Origin of the sequence: Embleya sp. NPDC050154 (assembly GCF_044460165.1) — a bacterium.
Lineage (GTDB): Bacteria > Actinomycetota > Actinomycetes > Streptomycetales > Streptomycetaceae > Embleya.
In genome coordinates this window covers 382,059-406,569 of record NZ_JBITJP010000006.1, presented here as the reverse complement: position 1 = coordinate 406,569, position 24,511 = coordinate 382,059, and the positions used below count along the sequence as shown (strand labels likewise).

Annotated in this window: 18 protein-coding genes; 11 read left to right on the top strand and 7 right to left on the bottom strand. The window is 70.2% G+C overall.

Going from position 1 to position 24,511, the window contains the following annotated elements:
- The first annotated feature begins 27 nt into the window (after positions 1 to 27).
- From mtrA to ACIBSV_RS16505, 6 genes are all read left to right on the top strand, one after another.
- Positions 28 to 705 carry an MtrAB system response regulator MtrA gene (mtrA, locus tag ACIBSV_RS16530; protein ID WP_026219725.1) on the top strand — a complete coding sequence of 226 codons (678 nt, stop codon included), beginning with the start codon at positions 28 to 30 and terminating at the stop codon, positions 703 to 705.
- Between the two features lie 16 nt (positions 706 to 721).
- On the top strand, positions 722 to 2,494 hold the full coding sequence (gene mtrB, locus ACIBSV_RS16525) for an MtrAB system histidine kinase MtrB (RefSeq protein WP_395863438.1): 1,773 nt from the start codon (positions 722 to 724) through the stop codon (positions 2,492 to 2,494).
- Positions 2,491 to 4,266 carry an LpqB family beta-propeller domain-containing protein gene (locus tag ACIBSV_RS16520; protein WP_395863436.1) on the top strand — a complete coding sequence of 592 codons (1,776 nt, stop codon included), beginning with the start codon at positions 2,491 to 2,493 and terminating at the stop codon, positions 4,264 to 4,266. The genes mtrB and ACIBSV_RS16520 overlap by 4 nt, the downstream gene beginning before the upstream one ends.
- A gap of 165 nt (positions 4,267 to 4,431) precedes the next feature.
- The gene (locus tag ACIBSV_RS16515) at positions 4,432 to 5,313 is read left to right on the top strand and encodes a ComF family protein (RefSeq protein ID WP_395863434.1); all 882 of its coding nucleotides are present in this window, start codon (positions 4,432 to 4,434) and stop codon (positions 5,311 to 5,313) included.
- Positions 5,201 to 5,881 (top strand): ribosome hibernation-promoting factor, HPF/YfiA family, encoded by a 681-nt coding sequence (hpf, locus tag ACIBSV_RS16510; protein WP_395863432.1) that lies wholly within the window; start codon positions 5,201 to 5,203, stop codon positions 5,879 to 5,881. The genes ACIBSV_RS16515 and hpf overlap by 113 nt, the downstream gene beginning before the upstream one ends.
- A gap of 219 nt (positions 5,882 to 6,100) precedes the next feature.
- Positions 6,101 to 6,811 (top strand): response regulator transcription factor, encoded by a 711-nt coding sequence (locus ACIBSV_RS16505; RefSeq protein WP_052174179.1) that lies wholly within the window; start codon positions 6,101 to 6,103, stop codon positions 6,809 to 6,811.
- Positions 6,812 to 7,068: 257 nt separating this feature from the next.
- Here ACIBSV_RS16505 and ACIBSV_RS16500 read toward each other — a convergent pair whose 3' ends face one another.
- Both ACIBSV_RS16500 and ACIBSV_RS16495 read right to left on the bottom strand, forming a co-directional pair.
- Positions 7,069 to 8,277: a winged helix-turn-helix domain-containing protein gene (locus tag ACIBSV_RS16500; RefSeq protein WP_395863430.1), complete on the bottom strand. Its 1,209-nt coding sequence runs from the start codon at positions 8,275 to 8,277 to the stop codon at positions 7,069 to 7,071.
- Positions 8,278 to 8,305: 28 nt separating this feature from the next.
- A complete protein-coding gene (locus ACIBSV_RS16495; protein WP_395863428.1) occupies positions 8,306 to 8,836 on the bottom strand; it encodes a GNAT family N-acetyltransferase in 531 nt (176 codons plus the stop codon).
- Positions 8,837 to 8,975: 139 nt separating this feature from the next.
- Here ACIBSV_RS16495 and secA point away from each other — a divergent pair, with 139 nt between their 5' ends.
- Positions 8,976 to 11,744 carry a preprotein translocase subunit SecA gene (gene secA / locus ACIBSV_RS16490; RefSeq protein ID WP_395863427.1) on the top strand — a complete coding sequence of 923 codons (2,769 nt, stop codon included), beginning with the start codon at positions 8,976 to 8,978 and terminating at the stop codon, positions 11,742 to 11,744.
- Between the two features lie 162 nt (positions 11,745 to 11,906).
- Here the strand turns inward: secA and ACIBSV_RS16485 are convergent, their stop codons facing one another.
- Positions 11,907 to 12,500 (bottom strand): Rv3235 family protein, encoded by a 594-nt coding sequence (locus ACIBSV_RS16485; protein ID WP_395863425.1) that lies wholly within the window; start codon positions 12,498 to 12,500, stop codon positions 11,907 to 11,909.
- Positions 12,501 to 12,775: 275 nt separating this feature from the next.
- On the opposite strand from ACIBSV_RS16485, the gene ACIBSV_RS16480 reads away from it, so the two are divergent.
- The 3 genes from ACIBSV_RS16480 to pruA are packed head-to-tail and all read left to right on the top strand — an operon-like array spanning position 12,776 to position 15,608.
- Positions 12,776 to 13,237 (top strand): DUF6912 family protein, encoded by a 462-nt coding sequence (locus ACIBSV_RS16480; protein ID WP_395863423.1) that lies wholly within the window; start codon positions 12,776 to 12,778, stop codon positions 13,235 to 13,237.
- Positions 13,238 to 13,263: 26 nt separating this feature from the next.
- Positions 13,264 to 13,923, top strand: a complete 660-nt coding sequence (locus ACIBSV_RS16475) for an HAD family hydrolase (protein ID WP_395863421.1) — start codon at positions 13,264 to 13,266, stop codon at positions 13,921 to 13,923.
- Positions 13,924 to 13,979: 56 nt separating this feature from the next.
- Complete coding sequence (gene pruA / locus ACIBSV_RS16470) at positions 13,980 to 15,608, top strand: L-glutamate gamma-semialdehyde dehydrogenase (RefSeq protein ID WP_395863419.1); 1,629 nt, start codon at positions 13,980 to 13,982, stop codon at positions 15,606 to 15,608.
- A gap of 64 nt (positions 15,609 to 15,672) precedes the next feature.
- Here the strand turns inward: pruA and ACIBSV_RS16465 are convergent, their stop codons facing one another.
- The gene (locus ACIBSV_RS16465; protein ID WP_395863417.1) at positions 15,673 to 16,236 is read right to left on the bottom strand and encodes a DJ-1/PfpI family protein; all 564 of its coding nucleotides are present in this window, start codon (positions 16,234 to 16,236) and stop codon (positions 15,673 to 15,675) included.
- A gap of 360 nt (positions 16,237 to 16,596) precedes the next feature.
- Between ACIBSV_RS16465 and ACIBSV_RS16460 the strand changes: the two genes are divergently transcribed.
- The gene (locus tag ACIBSV_RS16460; RefSeq protein WP_395863415.1) at positions 16,597 to 21,480 is read left to right on the top strand and encodes an NAD-glutamate dehydrogenase; all 4,884 of its coding nucleotides are present in this window, start codon (positions 16,597 to 16,599) and stop codon (positions 21,478 to 21,480) included.
- Positions 21,481 to 21,559: 79 nt separating this feature from the next.
- Here the strand turns inward: ACIBSV_RS16460 and ACIBSV_RS16455 are convergent, their stop codons facing one another.
- From ACIBSV_RS16455 to ACIBSV_RS16445, 3 genes are all read right to left on the bottom strand, one after another.
- Entirely contained in the window at positions 21,560 to 21,985 is a 426-nt protein-coding gene (locus ACIBSV_RS16455) for a hypothetical protein (protein ID WP_395863413.1), read from the bottom strand.
- Between the two features lie 241 nt (positions 21,986 to 22,226).
- Positions 22,227 to 23,147, bottom strand: a complete 921-nt coding sequence (locus tag ACIBSV_RS16450) for a carbohydrate ABC transporter permease (protein WP_395863412.1) — start codon at positions 23,145 to 23,147, stop codon at positions 22,227 to 22,229.
- A complete protein-coding gene (locus tag ACIBSV_RS16445) occupies positions 23,144 to 24,505 on the bottom strand; it encodes an ABC transporter permease subunit (protein ID WP_395863411.1) in 1,362 nt (453 codons plus the stop codon). Before ACIBSV_RS16445 ends, ACIBSV_RS16450 begins: the two co-directional genes overlap by 4 nt.
- Positions 24,506 to 24,511: the final 6 nt, after the last annotated feature.

The window sequence follows — 24,511 nt, the reverse complement described above, 5'->3', positions numbered from 1 at the left end:
CAATCCGGTAATGCGACGATGATGCACATGAAGGGACGCGTCCTCATCGTTGACGACGACACCGCACTGTCCGAGATGCTCGGCATCGTGCTGCGTGGCGAAGGGTTCGAGCCGTCGTTCGTGGCGGACGGCGACAAGGCACTCCAGGCTTTCCGGGACGTCAAACCGGACCTGGTGCTGCTGGACCTGATGCTGCCCGGCCGCGACGGCATCGACGTCTGCCGCCAGATCCGTGCCGAGTCCGGCGTGCCGATCGTGATGCTCACCGCCAAGAGCGACACGGTCGACGTCGTGGTCGGGCTGGAATCCGGAGCCGACGACTATGTGATCAAACCGTTCAAGCCCAAGGAGCTTGTCGCTCGTGTGCGGGCCCGCCTGCGCAGAGCCGAAGAACCCACACCGGAACAGTTGGTGATCGGCGATCTGGTGATCGACGTGGCCGGCCACGCCGTGAAGCGGGACGGGCAGAACATCGCGCTCACCCCGCTGGAGTTCGACCTCCTTGTCGCACTCGCCCGCAAGCCCTGGCAGGTGTTCACCCGCGAGGTGCTTCTCGAACAGGTCTGGGGTTACCGACACGCGGCCGACACCCGCTTGGTGAACGTGCACGTCCAGCGGCTGCGCTCGAAGATCGAGCGCGATCCCGAGCGCCCGGAGACGGTGGTCACCGTGCGCGGGGTCGGCTACAAGGCGGGACCGGCCTGACCTTGAGTTCGTACCGGTGAGCACCGCACAGCGGCCGCCCTCCCCGTCGGCCTGGTCCCTCGCCCTGCGTCGTGTGCGCGGTGGCGTGGGCCGGGTCATCGCGCTGTGGAACAGATCGATCCAGTTTCGCGTGGTGGCCACCACGCTGGTCCTGTCCGTCGCCGTGATGGTGCTGCTCGGGGTGGTGGTGGTCGGCCAGGTCCGCAACGGCCTGCTCGACGCGAAGGTGGCCTCCGCCCGGTCCCAGGCCCAGGGCGGGTTCGAGGATGCCCGCGCCCAGGCCGACGAGATCGCCACCAGTCCGGGCCGGCATGTCCAGGTGCCCACCGGCACCCCGGCATCCGGCAACCGGGTGAACACCGGCGACTGGCTCAACGCGCTGGTCAAGCAGCTCTCCAGCGGCGGTCAGGGGGTCTACGACGTGGCCGCCACCAGCCAGGACACCGCGGACGATTCCCCCGGGTCCGGCCGCAGCCCGCGCGCGTCCGGCGACGTGGTCCCGGACGCGAGCGTGCCCGCCGAGTTGCGCCGCGAGGTCGGCCTCAAGCGCGGGGTGGCGCTGTTGCAGTACACCCAGATCGTCCGCGAGGGGCAGCGCGGCGACGGTCCGGCGAAGAGAACCCGCGAGGCCGGTCTGGTGGTCGGAGCCCAGTTGGAGGACCCGGACGGGGGGTCCTATCAGCTCTACTACTTCTTCTCGTTCGGACCGGAGGAGAAGACTCTGGGGCTGGTGCGCAGCACGCTGGCCACCGCCGGGGTGTTCCTGGTGCTGCTCCTGGTGGCGATCGCCGCGCTGGTGACCCGGCAGGTGGTGACGCCGGTGCGGATGGCGGCGCGGATCGCCGAGCGGCTGGCCGCCGGGCGCCTGGAGGAGCGCATGCGCGTGGTCGGCGCGGACGACCTGGCCCGGCTGGGGTCCTCCTTCAACAAGATGGCCTCCAACCTGCAGAACCAGATCAGACAGTTGGAGGAGCTCTCCCGGGTCCAGCGCCGGTTCGTCTCGGACGTCTCACACGAATTGCGTACGCCGCTGACCACCGTGCGGATGGCCGCCGACGTGCTGCACGAGGCGCGCGAGGACTTCGACCCGGCCACCCGGCGATCGGCCGAGCTGTTGCAGAACCAGTTGGACCGGTTCGAGGCGCTGCTGTCGGACCTGCTGGAGATCAGCCGGTTCGACGCGGGCGCGGCCGTGCTCGACGCCGAGCCGGTGGACCTGCGCGATTTGGTGCGCCGGGTGGTCGAGGGCGCCGAACCGTTGGCCGAGCGCCGCGGCAGCCGCCTGGTGGTGCGCGTGCCGGACAAGCCGTGTGTGGCCGAGGTGGACCCGCGTCGGATCGACCGGGTGCTGCGCAACCTGGTGGTCAACGCGGTCGAGCACGGCGAGGGCCACGACGTGGTGGTCAGCGTCGCCGGCGGCGAGGACTCGGTCGCGGTGGCCGTGCGCGACTACGGCGTGGGCCTCAAGCCCGGCGAGTCCTCACTGGTGTTCGCGCGGTTCTGGCGGGCGGACCCGGCCCGGGCGCGGACCACCGGTGGTACCGGCCTGGGCCTGTCGATCGCTTTGGAGGACGCGAACCTGCACGGCGGCTGGCTCCAGGCGTGGGGCGAGCCCGGCGGCGGCTCGCAGTTCCGGCTGAGCCTGCCCAAGACCGCGGGCGGCGAACTGGTGCGTTCGCCGCTGCCGCTGGAGCCCGAGGACTCGCGGGCCAATCGGGGCCTGGGCCCGGCCGGCTCGCCGTATCGGCGCACCGTGCGCGCGGCCGGCTCCCCGGGAGGCAGTCGATGAGGCGGATCACCCCGTTCCTGGCCCTGCTGTGTGTGCTGTGCACGCTCAGCGCGTGCGCGTCGATGCCGCACAGCGGCAGCGTGCGCGAGGCCGGCAAGGGCGGCACCAAGGACCAGGGCCCCGAGCAGCAGGTGCGGGTGTTCGCCGTGCCGCCCAAGCCCGGCGAGCAGCCGCACGGCATGGTCGCCGGCTTCCTGGAGGCGGTCACCAGCGACGAGCCGGACTACACGACGGCACGGACCTATCTGACCCCGGAGGCGCGGGCCAAGTGGGTGCCCGCGCGCGAGATCGTGGTGCTCGAGTCGATCGCCCGGATCGAACTCGTGCCCGGCGCCGACGAGCGGACCTACCAGGCCGAGGTGTCCGGCACCCGGGTGGGCACGGTCGACAGCCGCAACGCCTACCAGCCCGAGCAGCAGCCGAACGCGCAGTACCGGGCCACCCTGCAACTGCGCCTGGGCACCGACAACCAGTGGCGGATCGCCGACCTGCCGGACGGGTTGATCCTGTCCCGGGCCGAGTTCCACCGGATCTACCGGTCGGTGAACACCTACTGGTTCGCCACCGCGATGCCGATGGGCAAGGACATGCTGGTGCCCGACCCCGTCTACCTGCGCAGCCGGGTCGGCCTGACCTCCGCGCTGGTGCGCCAACTCGTGGAAGGCCCCACCGACTGGCTGCGGCCGGTCGTGGACACCGCGTTCCCGCCGGGCACCGCGCCGGCCGACCGGGTGGTCTCGATCGAGGACAACCGGATCGCCCGGGTCCAGCTCAACCGCGAGGCCAGACTCGCCCAGACCAAGGGCTGCGAGCGGATGGCCGCGCAACTGCTGTACACGCTGCGCCAGGTCTCCGGGGTGGACTCCGTCTCGATCACCGGCGGCGGCGCCCCGATGTGCTCGCTCTCCGACGACGACGCGGCGCAGTACGACCCCGGCCGGGCCGCCAAGACGTCCTCGCCCACCGGCTACTTCATCGCCAAGGGCAACGTGGTCAACGTGGTGCCCGGCCCGAACGGCAATCCGCCGGTGTTGCCGGGACCCTTCGGCGACGGCACCTACAAGGTCGACCAGATCGCCGTCTCGCGCGACCCCTTCCGCCGCCGGATCGCGGGCATCGACACCAACGGCCGCAAGTTGTGGGTCGGTGACGTGGACGGCCACGGCGAGGTCCAGGAGTGGCTGAGCACGGGTCCGGCGTCGCTGCTCAGCCCGACCTGGGACGGCCGGGGTGTGCTGTGGGTGCTGGACCGGACCAGGAACGCCGAGCGGGTGCTCGCGCTGTACGAGGACGAACGCAAGCAGATCACCCGGGTCGAGGTCGACGTGCAGGGCATCGCCGCGTCCCGGATCACCGGCCTGCGGCTTTCCCCGGACGGCACGCGCGCCGCGCTGATCGTGGACAACGGCAAGGTCCTGATCGGCCGGGTCGAGCGGCGGGTGAGCAACGGCACGGTGGCCATGACCATCGCCGCGCCGCGCTCGGTGATCCCCTCGCTGGTCGAGGTCAAGGCGATCTCCTGGAACGGCGCCGACCGGCTCGTGGTGCTGGGCAAGGAGGGCCAGGGCGCGCTCCAGCCGCAGATCGTGGACATCGACGGCGGCATCTCGGTCTCGGTCGCCTCGGTCAACGGCATGCTGCGCATCGCGGCTCCGGACGGTGCGGACCAGCCCCTGCTGGCGGACTCCGGCGAGGAGAACATCTACCAGTTGTCCCAGGGCAACAACTGGACCAAGGTGCACAGCGGGCTGTACCCGGTCTATCCCGGCTAGGGCGTGCCCGCCGTTCCGGCGGGCCGCGTGGCGTACCGGTCGGCTGTGGGCGGGGCCGGTCGGGCCCGGGCGGGTTCGATCGTTCGCCACGGCGCGCCATGACCGGATCGGGTGGTCGCGCCCGCGACGGGTCCGTTTCCGGGCCGGACGTGCGAGCTTGGGGACATGGAACGGCGTCGGGTGTTCGCGACATGGGCCGACCTGGTGCTGCCCGTGCGCTGCGCGGGCTGCGCCGAGCCGGGCGCGCTGCTGTGCGCCGAGTGCCACGGGGTCTTCGCCCCGGAGCCCGCGCCCGCGCGGCCGACCCCCGCACCCGAGGGCCTGCCGCCGGTGCACGCGATCACCGGGTACGAGGGACCGGTGCGCTCGGTGCTCGCCGCGTACAAGGAACACGGCGCGCACAGCCTGGCCCGTCCGCTCGGCGACGCGCTCGCCCGGGCCGCGGCGGCCGGGCTGAGCGACCCGGTGGGGCCCTGTCTGCTGGTCCCGGTGCCCTCGACCCGGGCCGCGGTGCGCCGCCGGGGTCGGGACGCCATCGGCGAGCTGGCCCTGCGCGCGGCCGGCCGGCTGCGCGCGGGCGGGACCCGCACACGTGTGCTGCCGGCACTGCGACATACCCGTCGAGTACGGGACCAAGCCGGTCTTTCCGCACGTGAACGGGGGATGAACGTCCACCGATCAATGATCGTTTCGGACAGGTTGGCGCCCTTGTTTACGGGCATTAGTGTGGTGATCGTCGTCGATGATGTTTGCACCACCGGCGCAACTCTCGCGGAGGCGACCCGTGCGGTCCGAGCCGTGGGAGGGCGAGTCGAGGCGGCGGCCGTGCTGGCCGCGACCGCCCGGCGGCGCCGGCCGGAGCAGGGCCATCGGCGACCTGGTCGGTCGGTTGGGTGCCCACCCCTCCGGCATGGCGCAATGGATGGAGTTCTGCGTGGACATTGTCGTCAAGGGCCGCAAGACCGAGGTACCCGAGCGTTTTCGCAAGCACTGCGTCGAGAAGCTGGAGAAGATCCGGAAGCTCGACGACAAGGTGATCAGCGTTGACGTCGAGGTATCCAAGGAGCGGAACCCGCGGCTGGCGGAGCGTTCGGACCGGGTGGAGATCACGCTGAATACGCGTGGTCCCGTCATCCGGGGCGAAGCCGCCGCGTCCGACCCATACGCCGCACTCGACATGGCGTGCGCGAGGCTTGAAGCGCAGTTGCGCAAGGCCGCCGACCGGCGGCGCGTGCACCATGGTCACCGCTCCCCCGTATCGGTGGGCGCGGCCACTGCGGAGATCAATCACGCCGATCGGCTCAACGGGGCCGTGGTGGCGTCCGCGGAAGACATCGAGGCTGTGAAGAACGGCGAATTGAGGCCCCAGCCGCACATGGCGGGCCCGATCGAGGTAGACGGCGAAGGCCCCCTCGTGGTTCGCGAGAAGGTACACGCCGGGCGCCCGATGGCGCTCGACCAGGCGCTGTACGAGATGGAGTTGGTAGGCCACGACTTCTATCTGTTCATCGATTCGAGCACCAGGTGGCCGAGCGTGGTGTACCGCCGGCACGGCTACGACTACGGTGTGATCCACCTCAAGCCCGAGGACCGCGAGGACGGCGGACCGCAGTAGCAGCGGTCGGGCCGTTCAGGCGCGCCCTCGGTCGGTGATCCGGCGCCGAAACCCTTCGGGGTTTCGGCGCCGGTTGCGTCCTCGACCCTGGCGTTCCCTGGCGAAAGTTCCGCTTCGCAAGTACGTTCCGCACATAACACCCATCAGGGCCTGGCGTCGTGGCGATCACGTGGGATCATGTCCTGGACACGGATCGTGCCGACCCAGGGGGGAAACACGGTGGGTGAACAGTCTGTTCCGACCCGCGTGGACCACGGCTCAGCGGGCGAACCGATTCGCGTGCTGGTGGTCGACGACCACGATCTGTTTCGCCGGGGTCTGGACATCGTGCTCGCGCCCGAACCGGACATCACGGTGGTGGGCGAGGCCGGGGACGGCGCCGAGGCGCTGGAGGCCGCGCAGGATCTGCTGCCCGACATCATCCTGATGGACGTCCGGATGCCCAGGCGCGGCGGTATCGAGGCGTGCACGGCGATCAAGGAAGTCGCGCCCAGCACGCAGATCATCATGCTGACGATGAGCGAGGAAGAGGCCGACCTCTACGACGCGATCAAGGCCGGCGCGACCGGCTACCTGCTGAAGGAGATCTCGCACGGCGAGGTGGCCTCGGCGATCCGCGCGGTGGCCGACGGGCAGTCGCAGATCAGCCCGTCGATGGCGGTCAAGCTGCTGACCGAGTTCAAGTCGATGAGCAGGCGCGACGACGAACGACGCCTGGTGCCCGCGCCGCGGCTGACCGATCGTGAGATCGAGGTGCTGCGGCTGGTGGCCACCGGCCGCAACAACCGCGATATCGCCAAGCAGTTGTTCATCAGTGAGAACACGGTCAAGAACCACGTGCGCAACATCCTGGAGAAGCTCCAGTTGCACTCGCGGATGGAGGCCGTGGTCTACGCGATGCGGGAGAAGATTCTGGAGATCGGCGACTGAGGCTCGGGCGCACTCGGGCCATGCGGCTTCCGTGTTGGCCTCATGCGCCGGCCGGGCTGTTTGGCCTCATGCGCCGGCGGGGCTGGTTCGCCTCAAGCGCCGGCGGGGCTGTTTGGCCTCATGCGCCGGCGGGGCTGGTTCGCCTCAAGCGCCGGCGGGGCTGGTTCGCCTCAAGCGCCGGCCGGGCTACTTGGCCTCAAACGCCGGCCGGGCTGTGGGTGGCTCGGCCGGCGGATGGGATCGGCGTGGTCTTCGGGTCAGGTTGTGAGTAGGGCGTTCAGGGGGGCGCGGGTGGTTTCGTGGGTGAGGTGTTCGATGCGTATGTTTTCGCAGCCCACCCAGGTTGCGGCCTCGCGTAGGGCGTCGGCCATGGCCGTCAGGGCGCGCTCGGTGACTTTGGGGCCGGCTTCGAAGGACAGGCGTCGGGCCACCAGGGTGCGGCCCTCGCGGGCCGGGTCCACCCGGCCGATCAACCGCCCGCCGGCGAGCAGCGGCATCACGAAGTAGCCGTGGACGCGCTTGGCGGCCGGCACGTACGCCTCCAGGCGGTGCTCGAAGCCGCCGAACACCCGGGCCGTGCGCGGCCGGTCCCACACCAGCGCGTCGAACGGGGACAGCAGCGTGGTGCGATGGCGGCCGCGCGGTGCGGCGGCGAGCGCGGCCGGGTCGGCCCAGGTGCCCTCCTTGGCAGCCCGCTCGCCCCAGCCCGCGACGGTGACCGGGACCAGGCCGCTGTCCGGCAGCGCGGCGTCGACCTGGGCCCGGGTCAACCGGTACTGGTCCATCAGGTCGGCCCGGGTGGCCACGCCCAGTTGGCGGCCGGCCAGGGCGACCAGGCGGCGGACGCATTCGGCGTCGTCGGGCTCCTCGGCGAGCAGGGCCGCAGGGATCACCCGCTCCGGGAGGTCGTACACCCGCTTCCAGCCCTCGCGGCGCACGCAGACCACGTCGCCGAAGGCGAGCGCGCGCTCGGCGGCGACCTTCGTCTCGCTCCAGTCCCACCACTCGCCCCGGTTCTTGGCGCCGCCCAGGCCGGTCGCGGTGAGCGGACCCTCGGCGCGCAGTCGGTTCAGCACGTTCGCGTACGCCTCCGGGGTGACCTGGTGGCCCCACAGGTGACCGCGTTCGCGGTGGTGCCGGCGGCGGAAGGCGAAGTCCGGCCAGGTGGACATCGGCAGCACGCAGGCCGCGTGCGACCAGTACTCGAACGCGGTGTCGCCGCGCCAGTAGGCGGCCTCGACGGCCGGGCGGCCGACCGGGCCCAGGCGGGCGTACGGCACCAGTTCGTGCGAGCGGGCCAGCGTGGAGATGGTGTCGAGTTGGACCGCGCCGAGCGAGCGCAGCACGCCGGGTACGCCCGCGCGGCGGTCGGGGGCGCCCAGGAGGCCCTGCGCGGCCAGCACGATTCGGCGGGCCTCGTCGGCGGTCAGCTCGGTGCCCGGCAAGAAGGTCGGCTGTGTGGTCATGACCGCCACCTTAGAACGTGTGTTCGCATCAGGTGTCCGTGGCGAGCCGGGCGTGCAGATGTACGTCGGTGAAGGGCTCGGCGGCGCCGATGACGCAGTCCCGGAGAACTCCTTCGAGTGCATATCCGGCCGCGCTCGCGACCGCGCACGAGGCGGTGTTGGTGACCGCGTGCCGCAGTTCCACCCGGTGCACGTCCAGCGCGCCGAACGCCCACCGGGTCACCGCGCCCACCCCGTGCCGGGCCACGCCCAGGCCCCGCGCGCCCTTCAGCGTCCAGTAGCCGATCTCGCCCGTGCGCCACCGCGGGACGAGGTTCTTGAGCGCCACGTGGCCGTGGACCTCGCCGGTCACCGCGTCCATCACCGCGAACGAGGGGCTGTCGCCCTCGTCCCAGCGCTCCCGGCGGGCGGCCAGCCACGCGCGCGGGTCACCGTCCGTCGGCACCGACATCCAGCGGGTGATCTCGGGATCGGCCAGCGCCTCGCGGACCACCTCGACGTCGTGTTCGTTCCAGGGCCGGAGCTGAAAGCGCCCCGCCGCGATCTCCACAGGTTCCATGCCGGTTACTGTGCCGGCCCGCGAGGCTCGATCCCGGCTTGCCTCCTCGCATACGATGGCCGTATCGGCGGGACGGGCCCCGCCGTGCCGTCACGTCCGAAAGGCGGGCGGGCGCCGTCGGGCAAGGAGCTCATCCAGCGTGTCTATCTTCGACAAGGTCCTGCGCGCCGGCGAGGGCAAAATCCTGCGCAAGCTCAACCGCATCGCAGATCAGATCGAGTCGATCGAAGATGACTTCAAGGACCTCTCCGATGCCGAGCTTCGGGCACTGACGGACGAGTACAAGCAGCGCTACGCCGACGGGGAGACCCTCGACGATCTGCTTCCGGAAGCCTTCGCCACCGTTCGCGAGGCCGCGCGCCGCACGCTGGGCCAGCGGCACTACAAGGTGCAGCTCATGGGCGGTGCCGCGCTGCACCTGGGCAACATCGCCGAGATGCGCACCGGTGAGGGCAAGACCCTCGTCTCCACGCTGCCCGCCTATCTGAACGCGATCGCCGGCGAGGGCGTGCACGTGGTCACGGTCAACGACTACCTCGCCGAGCGCGACTCGGAGTGGATGGGACGCGTCCACCGCTTCCTGGGCCTGAGCGTCGGCTGCATCCTGGCCAATATGCCGCCGCACGAGCGTCGCAAGGCGTACGGGTACGACATCACCTACGGCACCAACAACGAGTTCGGCTTCGACTACCTGCGCGACAACATGGCGTGGTCGGCCGACGAACTGGTGCAGCGCGGCCACTTCTTCGCCGTGGTCGACGAGGTCGACTCGATCCTGGTCGACGAGGCCCGCACGCCGCTGATCATCTCCGGCCCGGCCGACCAGGCCACGAAGTGGTACGCCGACTTCGCCAAGATGGTCAAGCGGCTCAGGCGCGGCGAGGCGGCCAACCCGCTCAAGGGCATCGAGGAGACCGGCGACTACGACGTCGACGAGAAGAAGCGCACCGTCGCGATCCACGAGTCCGGCGTCGCCCGGGTCGAGGACTACCTCGGCATCGACAACCTCTACGAGGCGGTCAACACCCCGCTGGTCGGCTACCTGAACAACGCCATCAAGGCCAAGGAGCTGTACAAGCGGGACAAGGAGTACGTGGTCGTGGACGGCGAGGTGCTCATCGTCGACGAGCACACCGGCCGCATCCTCGCCGGGCGCCGCTACAACGAGGGCATGCACCAGGCGATCGAGGCCAAGGAGGGGGTGGACATCAAGGACGAGAACCAGACCCTGGCCACCGTCACCCTCCAGAACTTCTTCCGCCTGTACAAGAAGCTCGGCGGCATGACCGGTACCGCGATGACCGAGGCCGCCGAGTTCCACCAGATCTACAAGCTCGGCGTGGTGCCCATCCCCACCCACCGTTCGGTGCAGCGCGTGGACCAGTCCGACCTCGTGTACAAGACCGAGGAGGCCAAGTTCGACGCGGTGGTCGAGGACATCACCAAGAAGCACGAGAAGGGCCAGCCGGTTCTGGTCGGCACCACGAGCGTGGAGAAGTCCGAGTACCTCTCCGCGCAACTCCGCAAGCGCGGCGTGCCGCACGAGGTGCTCAACGCCAAGCACCACGAGCGCGAGGCGCAGATCGTCGCGCAGGCCGGCCGCAAGGGCGCGGTCACGGTGGCCACCAACATGGCCGGCCGAGGCACCGACATCATGCTCGGCGGCAACCCGGACCACCTCGCCGCGGCCGAGCTCGCCCAGCGCGGGCTCACCCCGACCGAGACGCCGGAGGAGTACGAGAGCGCCTGGCCGGACGCGCTGGAGAAGGCCAAGAAGGCGGTCAAGGCCGAGCACGAGGAGGTCTCCGACCTCGGCGGCCTGTACGTGCTGGGCACCGAGCGGCACGAGTCCCGCCGGATCGACAACCAGCTTCGCGGCCGCTCCGGCCGCCAGGGCGACCCCGGCGAGTCGCGCTTCTACCTCTCGCTCGGTGACGACCTGATGCGCCTGTTCAAGGCCAACATCGTCGAGCGCGTGCTGACCCTGGCCAACGTGCCCGAGGACCAGCCGATCGAGTCGAAGATGGTCTCCAACGCGATCAAGTCCGCGCAGACCCAGGTCGAGCAGCAGAACTTCGAGATCCGCAAGAACGTCCTCAAGTACGACGAGGTGCTGAACCGCCAGCGCGAGGTGATCTACGGCGAGCGCCGTCGGGTGCTCGCGGGCGAGAACCTGCAGGAGCAGATCGGCCACTTCATCGACGACACCGTCGAGGCGTACGTGCACGGGGCCACCGAGGGCTTCGCGGAGGAGTGGGACCTCGAGAAGTTGTGGGCCAACCTCAAGCGGCTGTACCCGGTCAGCGTCACGATCGAGGAGGTCGAGGAGGAGTTCGGCGACCGCTCCGACCTGGACACCGAGCAGCTCGTGGAACTGCTGCGGGCGGACGCCCAGGCCGCGTACGCGCTGCGCGAGGAGAAGCTCGGCGAAGAGGTCATGCGCGAGCTGGAGCGCCGGGTGATCCTGTCGGTGCTGGACCGCCGCTGGCGTGAGCACCTCTACGAGATGGACTACCTGCAGGAGGGCATCGGCCTGCGGGCGATGGCGCAGCGCGACCCGCTGGTGGAGTACCAGCGCGAGGGCTTCGACATGTTCAACGCCATGATGGAGGGCATCAAGGAGGAGTCGGTCGGCTACCTCTTCAACGTCGAGGTCGAGATCGAGCAGGTGCCCGAGGCGCCGAGCATCTCGATCGACAAGGCCGCGCCGCTGCCGGAGATCCACGCGAAGGGCCTGGACGCGCCCCAGCGGCCGGCGCACCTGCAGTACAGCGCGCCGACGATCGACGGCGAGGGTGGTGTGATCACCTCCGAGGAGACCTTCGACGAGGACGACGTCGAGGTCGACGAGGGTGCGACTCGGGCCGAGCGCAGGCGCGCGCAGCGCGCGAAGCGCAAGAAGAAGTAGACCCGGCTCGACTCGGCCGGCCTGCGGCCCGCCTGTCCTCGAACGCCGGACGGGCTGGATGGCCGACGTGCAGCCTGGTGGTCGACGGCTTGTCCGAAGTGATGGTGGATCGACCCGAGGGTCCGGACCGCGACTGTGGTCCGGACCCTCGGGTCTTCCGCGTCACGTGCGGCCGTCGTGTTCCAGTGCGGTGCACAACCACGTGTCGGTGGGTCGGCGGGTGGGGGCGTCGCGTTCGAGACGGAAGGCGAGGGTCAGGACCCAGGAGGCCGCGCGCAGCCGGGCGTAGCCTTCGGCGACGCCGTCGGCGGGGGCCCGGCCGCCGCACGATTCCACGCTCAGCCGGCCGACCCGGCGGGCGGCGAGTCGGCGGACCAGGTGGTGTGTGGTGGCGTAGACGGCGGCGGAGGCGTACGGCCGCAACTGGGTGACCGCGCGCAGGCCGGAGCCGATCTCGGCGAGCGCGTGTGCCAGCCGTCGTGCGCGCAGCCTGGCCTCGGCCGGGTCGGGCTCGTCCAGGGCGCGGATCAGCCGCAGTGCCGGGCGTGGTGCGGGTGGCGGGTCGAAGGCCGGATCGGGCGCGAGCGCGAGCGAGCCGTGCACGAGCGCGGCCCGGTGCGCGGGCGGGCGAAGCGGGAGGATGCCGCGATCGGCTCGCCCGGCCGGGGCCGGATCGAAGGGGCTCTCGCCGGCGGGTGCCCGCACCACGTACAGGTGCGGTGGCGTCGTGGTGCGGACGGTGTTCGTGTGGACCATGGGTCCTCCCCGTGAAGCTGTGCGAAGACGTGCGAAAGGCGTGCGAGGACGCGAGCGTCGGGTGTGGCCGCGCACCCGTTCCGCTCGTTCCCCCGACCGGGACGTGTGCAGGCACTTCCTAGCCGGCTCGCGGCGCCGGGTCAACCATTCGTCTGGCCGGTCCGGGATTACGCTGACGCGCGTCGACTCACGCAATGTGGCGGTAGGTCGACCGTCGCCCCGGCGTTCGGCGAACTCGAACGGATGCCGGGATTTCACTCGATTGGAGTCGCCCGATGCGTGTGTTCATCCCCACCACGCCCGCAGGTCTGGCCTCGGTGCACGCCGAGGGCGCGATCGTGTCGGCACCGCTGCCCGCGTACGCGGTCACCGACGCGTTTCGCGCCTGGTACGAGAGCGAGGACGAGGAGGAGTTGGAGTACGGCGCGCTGACCCGGGCCGCCGAGACCTCGCTGCGGCTGCTCGCGGGCGAACCGGGCGGCACGCGTCGGATCGTGCTGGCGGCGGACGTACCGGACCACCTGGTGAGCGTGCGCGCGCAGGACGAGCCGGGAGCGGTGCTGGTGGACGCGACGGTGCCGCGCAAGCGGATCGCGGCGGTGCACATGGACACCGCCGAGGCCGAGGAGGCGATCGCCGCGGCGCTGGCCGGCGGGCTCACCGACGATCTGATCGAGGCGACCGAGGAGCACGAGCTGTTGTGGTTCGCGACACAGGAGCTTGCCGACCTGCTGTGAGCGTGCCCACGGCACAATGAAGGTCCATGAAGAGTCGACCTCCGCACCTGGTCTGGGACTGGAACAGCACGCTGTTCCACGACATGGACGCGATCATCGCGGCCACCAACGCCTCGTTCGCGCTGCTGGGGCTGCCGCCGATGACCCTCGAGCGTTATCGCGAGCTCTACTGCGTGCCCGTGCCGAAGTTCTACGAGAAGGTCACCGGCCGGGTTCCCGATGCCGCCGAGTGGGTGTTGCTCGACGACGCCTTCCAGCAGGTCTACGCCACACACAGCGCGCTGTGCGAGCTTGCCGGCGGCGCGGACGAACTGCTGCGCAGGTGGCAGCACGAGGGCGGCACCCAGTCGTTGTTGTCGCTGACCGAGCACGAGTCGCTGATGCCGTTCGTGCGCCGGTTCGGGATCGAGGAGCGGTTCGTCCGGGTGGACGGGCGGGTGGGTCCGCCCGGCGGCGGCAAGGCCGAGCACCTGGTCCGGCACCTGGCCGCGCTGGGCCGGGAGCCGGATGAGGTGGTGCTGATCGGCGACGCCGCCGACGACGCGGCGGCGGCGCTGCACGTGGGCGCGCGGGCGGTGTTGTACACGGGCGGATCGCACGCGCGGGCCAGTTTGGAGGGGGTCGGCGTGCCGGTGGTGGACTCGCTCGCGGACGCGGTGGCGCTCGCGCGTACGTATCCGGGCTGACCCTCGCGTCGGTGCCCCGGCGCATCGATTGTCGAATTCGCGGGCACTGCGCATCCATGGATGCTGTGACCCGGGTGCCCCGGCCGAGCAATGAACCCGTCCACGGCTACGCGCCGGGCTCTCCCGAGCGGGAGCGCCTGACGGCGCGGCTGGCCGAGTTGTCCGACGCGCCGGTGGACCTGCCGCACGCGATCGGTGGCGAGCACCGGATGGGTGCGGGCAAGCGTGTGCAGATCGTGCAGCCGCACCGGCGGGCGGGCGAGTTGGGCACGCTGGCCAACGCGACGCACGAGGACGCGCGGGCCGCGCTGATCGCCGCGAAGGAGGCCGCGCCCGACTGGCGCGCGATGGACTTCGACGACCGCGCGGCGATCCTGCTCAAGGCGGCCGACCTGCTGGCCGGGCCGTGGCGCGAGACGATCGCCGCCGCGACCATGCTCGGTCAGGGCAAGACGGTGCAGCAGGCGGAGATCGACGCGCCGTGCGAACTGGTCGACTTCTGGCGGTTCAACGTGCACTTCGCCCGGCGGATCCTGGCCGAGCAGCCGATCGACTCGCCGGGGGTGTGGAACCGGCTGGACCACCGGCCGCTGGAGGGCTTCGTGTACGCGGTCACGCCGTTCAACTTCACCGCGATCGCGGGCAACCTGCCCACCGCGCCGGCGCTGATGGGCAATGTGGTGGTGTGGAAGCCCGCGCCCACCCAGGCATTGGCCGCGCACCATCTGATCCGGCTCCTGGAGGCGGCGGGGCTGCCGCCGGGGGTGATCAACCTGCTGCACGGCGACGGTGTCGCGGTCTCCGACGTCGCGCTGGCCGACCCGGACTTCGCGGGGCTGCACTTCACCGGGTCGAGCGCGACGTTCAAGCACCTGTGGCGCACCATCGGCGCGAACATCGACACCTACCGCGGCTATCCGCGGATCGTCGGCGAGACCGGCGGCAAGGACTTCGTGGTCGCGCATCCCAGCGCCGATCACGACGTGCTGCGCACGGCGCTGGTGCGCGGCGCGTTCGAGTACCAGGGGCAGAAGTGTTCGGCCGCCTCGCGCGCCTACATCCCGCGCTCGATCTGGGAGAGCGAGTTCCGGGACGCGTTCCTGGCCGAGGTGGACGGCCTGTCCATGGGCGACGTCACGGACCTGCGGCACTTCATGGGCGCGGTGATCGACGAGCGCGCGTTCGCCAAGCTCAAGGCGGCGATCGATCGCGCGCACGCCGGCGACGGCCTGCTGGTGCTGGCGGGCGGCACCTACGACGACTCGGTCGGCTGGTTCGTCCGGCCCACCGTGGTCCTGGCCGAGGATCCGTGGGACGAGGTGTTCACCACCGAGTACTTCGGGCCGCTGCTGGGCGTGCACGTGTACGAGGACGGCGACTGGGACGCGATGTTGCGGCAGATGGAGTCGGCCGCGCCGTACGCGCTCACCGGTTCGGTGATCGCGCGCGATCGGCGGGCGCTGGCGCAGACCGCGGGCTTCCTGCGCTTCGCGGCGGGCAACTTCTACCTCAACGACAAGCCCACCGGCGCGGTGGTGGGCCAACAGCCGTTCGGCGGCGCGCGGGCGTCGGGGACCAACGACAAGGCGGGCGCGATGCAGAACCTGATGCGCTGGACCAGCACCCGCACGATCAAGGAGACGTTCGACCCGCCGACCGCGTACCACTATCCGCACATGGGCTGACCGGCGCGGAGCCGACCGCCGCGCGGCCGACCACCGTGGGCCGGCCGCCGCGGGTGCCGACCGCTCAGGCCGGCGCCTTGGCCCGCAGCACCTGGACGAACTCGCGCATCCAGGCCGGGTGGTCGACCCAGGTGCGGGCGGAGACCAGGGTGCCGTCGACGACCGCCTCGCCGTCCACCCACGTGCCGCCGGCGGCTCTGATGTCCGGCGCGATCGCCGGGTAGGCAGCGGTGCGCCGCCCGGCCAGCATCCCCGTGGCGGCCGCGATCAGCGGGCCGTGACAGATCTGCGCGATCGGCTTGTCCGCCTCGAAGAAGTGCCGCACCAGGCGCAGGACGACCGGGTTGTTGCGCAGGTATTCCGGAGCCCGCCCGCCCGGCAGCACCAGGGCCACGTAGTTCTCCGGCCGAACCTCCACGAACGCGAAGTCGGCCGGCCACGTGTAGCCGGGCTTCTCGGTGAAGGTGTCGAAGCCTTCGACGAAGTCGTGTACGACGAAGGCGAGCTTCTTGCGCGAGGGGCCGGCGACGTGCACGTCGTAGCCCTCCTCGCGCAGGCGCTGGTACGGATACAGGACCTCCAGCGACTCCGCCGCGTCGCCGGCGATCAGCAGCACCTTCTTGGCCATGACGATCGTCTCCCCACCGAGTCCGTCCCGCCCGTGCGTTGCGTCGTTCGTCCCGCGTCCACGGTGCCCCGAGCGCCGCCTTCGAGGCAATGGGTACGAGGTGTCCGGACCGAGCCGGAAATTCCTTACAGGGTGATCCGAGATCCCCTCTCGGCGGCCGGGAGGCACGCGAGTAGCCTGACGATGCGGCGACGCCGCGTGGGCCGCGAGCCGGGACGACGGAGTCCCGGAACCACCGTGAGCCCGCGCACGTCGCCTGAAACAGGTACTCGCGACAAAGCGGGTACCGGCAGTACACAGCCGGGCACGCCCGGGGACGGCAATGGTCACGCAACGGCGCGCGACAGGAGCGGCAGCATCATGCAGAGCAAGCTGGACGAGGCGAAGGCGGAGCTTCTCGCCCGAGCGGCGGAAGCGGCACGAGCGGCATCGTCACAGCACGGAGGCGGCGGGCCCGAGGGCCCGAACCGGGTGGACCTCGATGTCCTCCTGTCCCGCTATTACCGGCACACCGCACCCGACGACCTGATCGATCGCGATCCGGTGGACGTGTACGGTGCGGCGATCTCGCACTGTCGACTCGCGGCGGAGCGCCCTCAGGGCACCGCGCGAGTCCGGGCGTACACGCCCACGGTGGAGGAGAACGGTTGGGCCTCCGGGCACACCGTGGTCGAGATCGTCACCGACGACATGCCCTTCCTGGTGGACTCGGTCACCAACGAGCTCTCCCGCCAGGAACGCAGCATTCACGTGGTGATCCACCCCCAGCTCATCGTCCGGCGCACCATCGCCGGCGAGCTGCTGGAGATCGTGGACACCACCGACGCACACGGGGTGCCCGAGGACGCGATCGTCGAGTCCTGGATGCACATCGAGATCGACCGGGAGAGCGACCGCGAGGACCTGCGCTCGGTCGAGACCGGGTTGCAGCGGATCATCAGCGACGTGCGCGAGGTGGTCGAGGACTGGACCAAGATGCGCGACACGTCGCTGCGGCTTGCCGACGAACTCGCCAACGACCCGCCGGCCTCGCTGCCGGAGGAGGAGATCGGCGAGGCGTGGGAGCTGCTGCGCTGGCTCTCCGAGGACCACTTCACCTTCCTCGGCTACCGCGAGTACGACCTGGTGTGCGAGAACGACGAGGACGTGCTGCGCGCGGTGCCCGGCACCGGCCTGGGCATCCTGCGTGCCGACCAGGACCTGTCCGCGTCCTTCAGTCGGCTCTCCACCCGGGCTCGCGCGAAGGCCCGGGAGAAACAGCTGCTGATCCTGACCAAGGCCAACTCGCGGGCGACCGTGCACCGTTCGGCCTACCTCGACTACATCGGTGTGAAGAAGTTCGACGCGGCCGGCAACGTGGTCGGCGAGCGTCGTTTCCTGGGACTGTTCAGCTCGGCCGCGTACACCGACAGTGTCCAGCGCATCCCGGTGGTGCGCCGCAAGGTGCACGCGGTGCTGGAGAAGGCGGGCTTCCCGCCGGTCAGCCACGACGGCCGGGACCTGTTGCAGATCCTGGAGACCTACCCGCGCGACGACCTGTTCCAGATCGCCGTGGACGAGCTGCACGACATCGTGATCAACGTGCTCTACCTCCAGGAGCGACGCCGGCTGCGGCTGTTCCTGCGCAAGGACGAGTACGGCCGGTTCTACTCGGCCCTGGTCTACCTGCCGCGCGACCGGTACACCACCGAGGTCCGGCTCAAGATGCAGGACATCCTGCTCGCCGAGCTGGCCGGTTCGGTGGTCGACTACACCGCGCGCAACACCGAATCCGTGCTCGCACGCCTGCACTTCACCGTGCGCGTGCCCACCGGCGCCGAACTCGGCGACCCGGACGTGGACTACATCGAACGACTGCTGTCCGAGGCCACCCGCTCGTGGATCGACGACTTCGGCGAGGCCCTCGTCGCCGAATGCGGCGAGGAGAGCGCGGCCGAACTGTCCCGCCGCTACGCACACGCGTTCGGCGAGGGCTACAAGTCCGACTTCCCGCCCCGGACCGCGGTCGCCGACCTCAAGCGGGTCGAGGAGTTGACCCCCGAGGCGGACTTCAAGCTGCACCTGTACGAGCCGATAGGAGCACTGCCCGGCGAGCGGCGCTTCAAGATCTACCGCACCGGTCGGCACGTGTCACTGTCCGAGGTGTTGCCGATCCTGCAGCGGATGGGCTTGGAGGTCGTCGACGAGCGGCCCTACGAGCTGCGCCGCGCCGACGGGACCGTGGCGTGGGTGTACGACTTCGGTCTGCGCTACGACGCCGCGGCGATGTACGGGCAGCCCGAGGACGTCAAGGAGTTGTTCCAGGACGCGTTCTCGGCGACCTGGACCGCGCGTGCGGAGAACGACGGGTTCAACGCGCTGGTCTTCCGGGCCGGGCTCACCTGGCGCCAGGCGATGGTGCTGCGCGCCTACGCCAAGTACCAGCGGCAGGCCGGGACCACGTTCGGGCAGGAGTACATCGAGGACGTCCTCGTCTCCAACCCGCACACCACGCGGCTGCTGGTGAACCTGTTCGAGGCCCGCTTCTCGCCGGGCCACCAGCAGGCCGGCACCGAGCTGGTGGACGGCATCGTCGAGGCCATCGAAGGTGCCCTGGACCAGGTGGCCAGCCTGGACGAGGACCGCATCCTGCGCTCGTTCCTGGCGATGATCAAGGCGACCCTGCGGACCAACTTCTTCCAGCACCGCGAGGACGGCGAGGCGCACGACTACCTCTCGCTCAAGTTCGACCCGCAGGAGATCCCCGACCTGCCCGCGCCGCGGCCCAGGTTCGAGATCTTCGTCTACTCGCCCCGGGTCGAGGGCGTGCACCTGCGCTTCGGCGCGGTCGCGCGCGGCGGGCTGCGCTGGTCGGACCGGCGCGAGGATTTCCGCACCGAGATCCTGGGCCTGGTCAAGGCGCAGATGGTCAAGAACACCGTGATCGTGCCGGTCGGCGCGAAGGGCGGATTCTTCTGCAAGCAACTGCCGGACCCCGCGGACCGCGAGGCCTGGCTGGCCGAGGGCATCGCCTGCTACCGCACCTTCATCGGCGCGCTGCTGGACATCACGGACAACCTCGTCGACGGCGAGGTCGTGCCGCCGGCGGACGTGGTGCGGCACGACACGGACGACACCTACCTGGTGGTGGCCGCGGACAAGGGCACCGCGACGTTCTCCGACATCGCCAACGAGGTCGCGCAGGCGTACGGCTTCTGGCTGGGCGACGCGTTCGCCTCCGGCGGCTCGGCGGGCTACGACCACAAGGGCATGGGCATCACCGCGCGCGGCGCGTGGGAGTCGGTCAAGCGGCACTTCCGCGAACTGGGTCACGACACCCAGACCGAGGACTTCACCGTGGTCGGCATCGGCGACATGTCCGGTGACGTGTTCGGCAACGGCATGCTGCTGTCCGAGCACATCCGGCTGCTGGCCGCCTTCGACCACCGGCACATCTTCCTGGACCCGAACCCGGACGCGGCGGTCTCCTTCGCCGAGCGGCGCCGGTTGTTCGACCTGCCGCGCAGCTCGTGGGCGGACTACGACAAGGAGCTGATCTCGGCCGGCGGCGGGGTGTACCCGCGCACCGCCAAGTCGGTGCCGATCAACGCGCAGGTGCGGCAGGCACTGGGGCTGCCGGACGCGGTGATCCGACTCACTCCGGCCGATTTGATGAAGGCGATCCTGCAGGCTCCCGCGGACCTGTTCTGGAACGGCGGGATCGGCACCTACATCAAGTCGAGCGGCGAGTCGCACGCCGACGTCGGCGACAAGGCCAACGACGCGATCCGGGTCAACGGCGCCGACCTGCGGGTCAAGGTCGTCGGGGAGGGCGGCAACCTGGGTTGCACGCAGCTCGGTCGGGTCGAGTTCGCGCTCGCGGGCGGCCGGATCAACACCGACGCGATCGACAACTCGGCGGGGGTGGACACCTCGGACCACGAGGTGAACATCAAGATCCTGCTCAACCAGGTCACCGCCGCCGGCGACATGACCCTCAAGCAGCGCAACGAGCTGCTCGCGGCCATGACGGACGAGGTCGGGCACCTGGTGCTGGCCGCCAACTACGGCCAGAACTGCGCGCTGGAGAACGCGGTCGCCCAGGCCACCAGCCTGCTGCACGTGCACATGCGGTACATGCGCCGGCTGGTGCGCGACGGGCACCTCAACCGGGAGATCGAGTTCCTGCCGACCGACCGGCAGTTGCGCGAGCGGCAGCAGAACGGGCAGGCGATGACCCAGCCCGAGCTGGCCGTGCTGCTCGCGTACACCAAGATCGTGATGGCCCAGGACCTGATCGCCTCGGACCTGCCGGACGACCCGTTCCTGGCCCGGGAGTTGTACCGCTACTTCCCCAGCGCGCTGCGGGCGCGGTTCGCCGAGCAGATGGACCGACACCCGCTGCGTCGGGACATCATCACCACGGTCGTGGTGAACGAGGTGGTCAACCTCGGCGGCCTCTCGTTCATGTTCCGCATGCGCGAGGAGACCGGCGCGTCGGCGGAGGAGGTGGCCCGGGCGCACATCACCGCGCGGGAGATCTTCGGCGCGGACCGGGTCATGGGTGCGATCGCGGCGCTGGACAACAAGGTCCCGGCCGAGATGCAGACCAAGCTGCGGCTGCACAGCCGGCGGCTGATCGAGCGCGCGACCCGCTGGTTCCTGGGCAGCCGGCGCGAGATCGACATCGCCGCGCAGGTGGAGTTCTTCCGCGATGGTGTGGCCGAGGTGGTCGCACACCTGCCCAAGGTGCTGCGCGGCTCGGACCTGGCCTGGATGGACGGGCTGTACGAGGAGTTCACCGAGGCGGGCGTGCCCACCGAACTGGCCACCGCGGTGGCCGGGATGTCCTCGGCGTACGCCGCCCTGGACATCGTCGAGGTGGCGCACGAGTCCGAGCGCGCGGTGCTCGACGTCGCGCAGGTGTACTTCGACATCGCCGACCGGCTGCCGATCGCACACCTGCTCGACCGGATCATCGAACTGCCGCGCAGCGACCGGTGGAAGTCGATGGCACGGGCCTCGCTGCGCGAGGACCTGTACGCGGCGCAGGCCGGGCTCACCGCGGAGGTGCTCGCCTCCGGCGAACCGGAGGACACCCCGGAGCTGCGGTTCAAGGCGTGGGAGCACCGGAACGCGGCCGTGCTCACCCGCGCCCGGTCCACGCTGGACGAGTTGCAGGAAGCGGAGAACTACGACCTCGCGACGCTCTCGGTCGCGATGCGGACGATCCGTACGCTGCTGCGGACCGGCAGCAAGAGCTGATCGGTGCGAGAAGGCCGCCGGCCCGGAACCCACGCGGGTTCCGGGCCGGCGGCCTGTGCGGTTCGCTTGCGTCGACCCGCTACGGTTCGAGCATCAACAGCTCGTGGTGACTGCGCTCGCGCACCGCCCACCAGCACGGCAGGTAGATCATCGCGGGCAGGCCGGCCACCAGGACCGTCCACGGCGGAGTGGTCATCAGCGTGGCCACCAGCGCCACGAACACGTGGATCAGGCCCACCGCGGCCGCGCGCCCCAGCGCCCCGGTGCCGCGCCGCATCGCGTCGCGCACGCCGGCCACGCCCATGCCGCTCACCACCGCGATGCCCGCGCACAACACCGACGCGATCAGCAGCAGATCACCGAGGCCCTCCAGGCTCTTGCGGTCGTCGCGCACGGCGAACGACATGACCGCCAACGTGATGGCGGTCGCGCTCATCAGCACGGTTTCGACGACCAGCGCGATCAGCAGGGTCCGTAGAAAACCGGTTCGGCGATTTCCCCTCATTGTTCCCCCGAAATGACGTATGTCCCCCGTTTGGTGCACCCCCGAGCCGGTTTCGAAGCGGCGGGGAGCACCCTACGCCTTCGGACGATGTCACATGGAATTCCGTTCCCGAAGTCGGATCCGTAACGATGGCGGCACGAAACACACAGGCCGCGGGGCCGCCCGGACTTCGCCGGACGGCCCCGCGGCCGTTGCCCAGGACGCCTGTTCGACATCGAGGGGATGTTCGCCTCCTCGACGACTACTTGACGGCGCCTGCCATCACGCCCTGGACGAAGTAGCGCTGGAAGCTGAAGAAGACGACCACCGGGACGATCAGCGACAGGAACGCGCCGGGGGCCAGCACGTCGATGTTGGCGCCGAACGCCCGGGACTGGGACTGCAACGCGACGGTCAGCGGCGCCGATTCGGTGTCCGCGTAGATCAACGCGATGAGCATGTCGTTCCACACCCACAGGAACTGGAAGATGCCCAGCGACGCGATCGCGGGCAGGCCCAGCGGCAGGATGACCCGGAAGAAGATGGTCAGGTCGGTGCCGCCGTCCATCCGGGCGGCCTCCAGCAGGTCGCGTGGAATGCCCGCGAAGTAGTTGCGCAACAGGAACACCGCGAACGGTAGGCCGAACGCGACGTGGAAGAGCACCACACCCAGGATGGTGCCGAACAACCCGGTGTCGCCGTACAGCTTCGAGATCGGGATCAGCGCCACCTGGACCGGCACCACCAGCAGCCCGACCACGATCAGGAACAGCCAGTCCCGACCGGGGAATTCCAGCCAGGCGAAGGCGTAGGCCGCGAGCGAGCCGATCAGGATCACCAACAGCGTGCTGGGCACGGTGATCCAGATGGTGTTGAAGAACGCCCGGGTCATGTCCTTGTTGTCGAGCAGCTTGTCGTAGTTGGAGAAGGTCAGGTCGCTCGGCTTGCCCAGCACCTTCCACCAGCCGGACTTGCTCATCTCCTGCGGATCGCGCAGCGAGGAGACCAGCAGTCCGAAGGTGGGCATCAGCCAGAACAGCGCGATCAGCACCAGCAGGACCGCCGCCAGACCGCCGCCGGTGCGGCCGACGATACGCGAGGCGAGGCCGCGCTTGATGCCCCCTTCCGGGGGCGCCGGCGCTTTCCGAGGCTTCGTCAGGTCGGGGGTCACGGACGTGCTCACCGGTTCTCCCTTCGGAAGCGACGGATGTTGAACAACATCGCCGGCAGCACCAGCAGGAAGAGCAGGATGCCGATGGCGCTGCCCAGGCCCTGGTTGTTGCCGCCGCCGAAGGAGGCGATGTACATCTGCAGGGCCAGCACGTTGGCCTCCTTCTGGGACGAGCCCAGCGAGATGATGTACACCAGGTCGAAGATCTTCAGCACGTTGATCACCAGCGTGACCATCACCACCACCAGCACCGGGGCCAGCAGCGGGATGGTGACCCGGCGGAAGACCTGCCACTCGGTCGCGCCGTCCACGCGCGCGGCCTCCAGCGCGTCCCGCGGGATCGCGGCCAGGCCGGCCGCGATCAGCACCATCGCGAAGCCCGCCCACATCCAGATGTAGGCGCCGATGATCGCGGCGGTGACCAGGTTGGGCCCGAGCCAGTCGTAGCCGCCGAAGGACTTGGCGAAATTGCCTTCGGTCAGCCGTAATTGCACCGGGCCGCCCTCGGCGGCGGACGCGGGCATGGTGAACGAGCCGTCCTTGCCGGTGCTCGCGCTCGCCACCGTCTTCCCGTTCCGGACCGCCTCGACCCGTACCCCGGGCAGGCCCTTCTCGCCGGGGTCGACCACTCCGGCCTTGCCCGCGTTGCCCTTGGTGAAGTCGACCCACACCACGCCGCCGAGGCCCCCGGCGGGCGGCACGGCGGGCTTGGCGTCCCGCGCGTCGGTGGGGATCTTGTCCGCGGGCAGCGCGACCAGCGGCAACAGCGCGGTACCGCCGGGCGCGGTACCGGCCTTGGTGATGAAGCCGCCGCCCTGCGGCGCGAGCACGGTGTCGTTGCGCGGTCGGGCGCCGGGATACGGCGCGCCCTCGTCGAACATGTCGTGCACGCTGGTGATCACCGCGTTGGCCACGCCCTGATCGGGATCGCGGTCGTAGACGAGCCGGAAGATGATGCCCGCGGCCAGCATGGACACGGCCATCGGCATGAAGACGATCAGCTTGAACGCGGTGGCGAACCTGACCCGTTCGGTCAGCACCGCGAAGACCAGACCCAGCGAGGTGACCACGGCGGGCACCACCAGGACCCAGATCAGGTTGTTCTTGAGCGCGGTGAAGGTGTCGTCGTCGGTGAACAGTTCCTTGTAGTTGTCGATCCCCACGAAGTCCGACCAGCCGTCCGCGCCGAACAGGCTGCGGATCAGCGACCACACGATCGGATAGGCGACCAGGACGGCGAGCATGACGATGGCCGGCAGCAGGAACAGCCAGCCCAACAGGGCGCCCGAACCGAGCCCGCGCGACTCGCGCGCGGGCGTCGGCTTCGTCTTCTCGGGCACCGCGACCTGTACGGGTGCCTTCTCACTCATCGACGT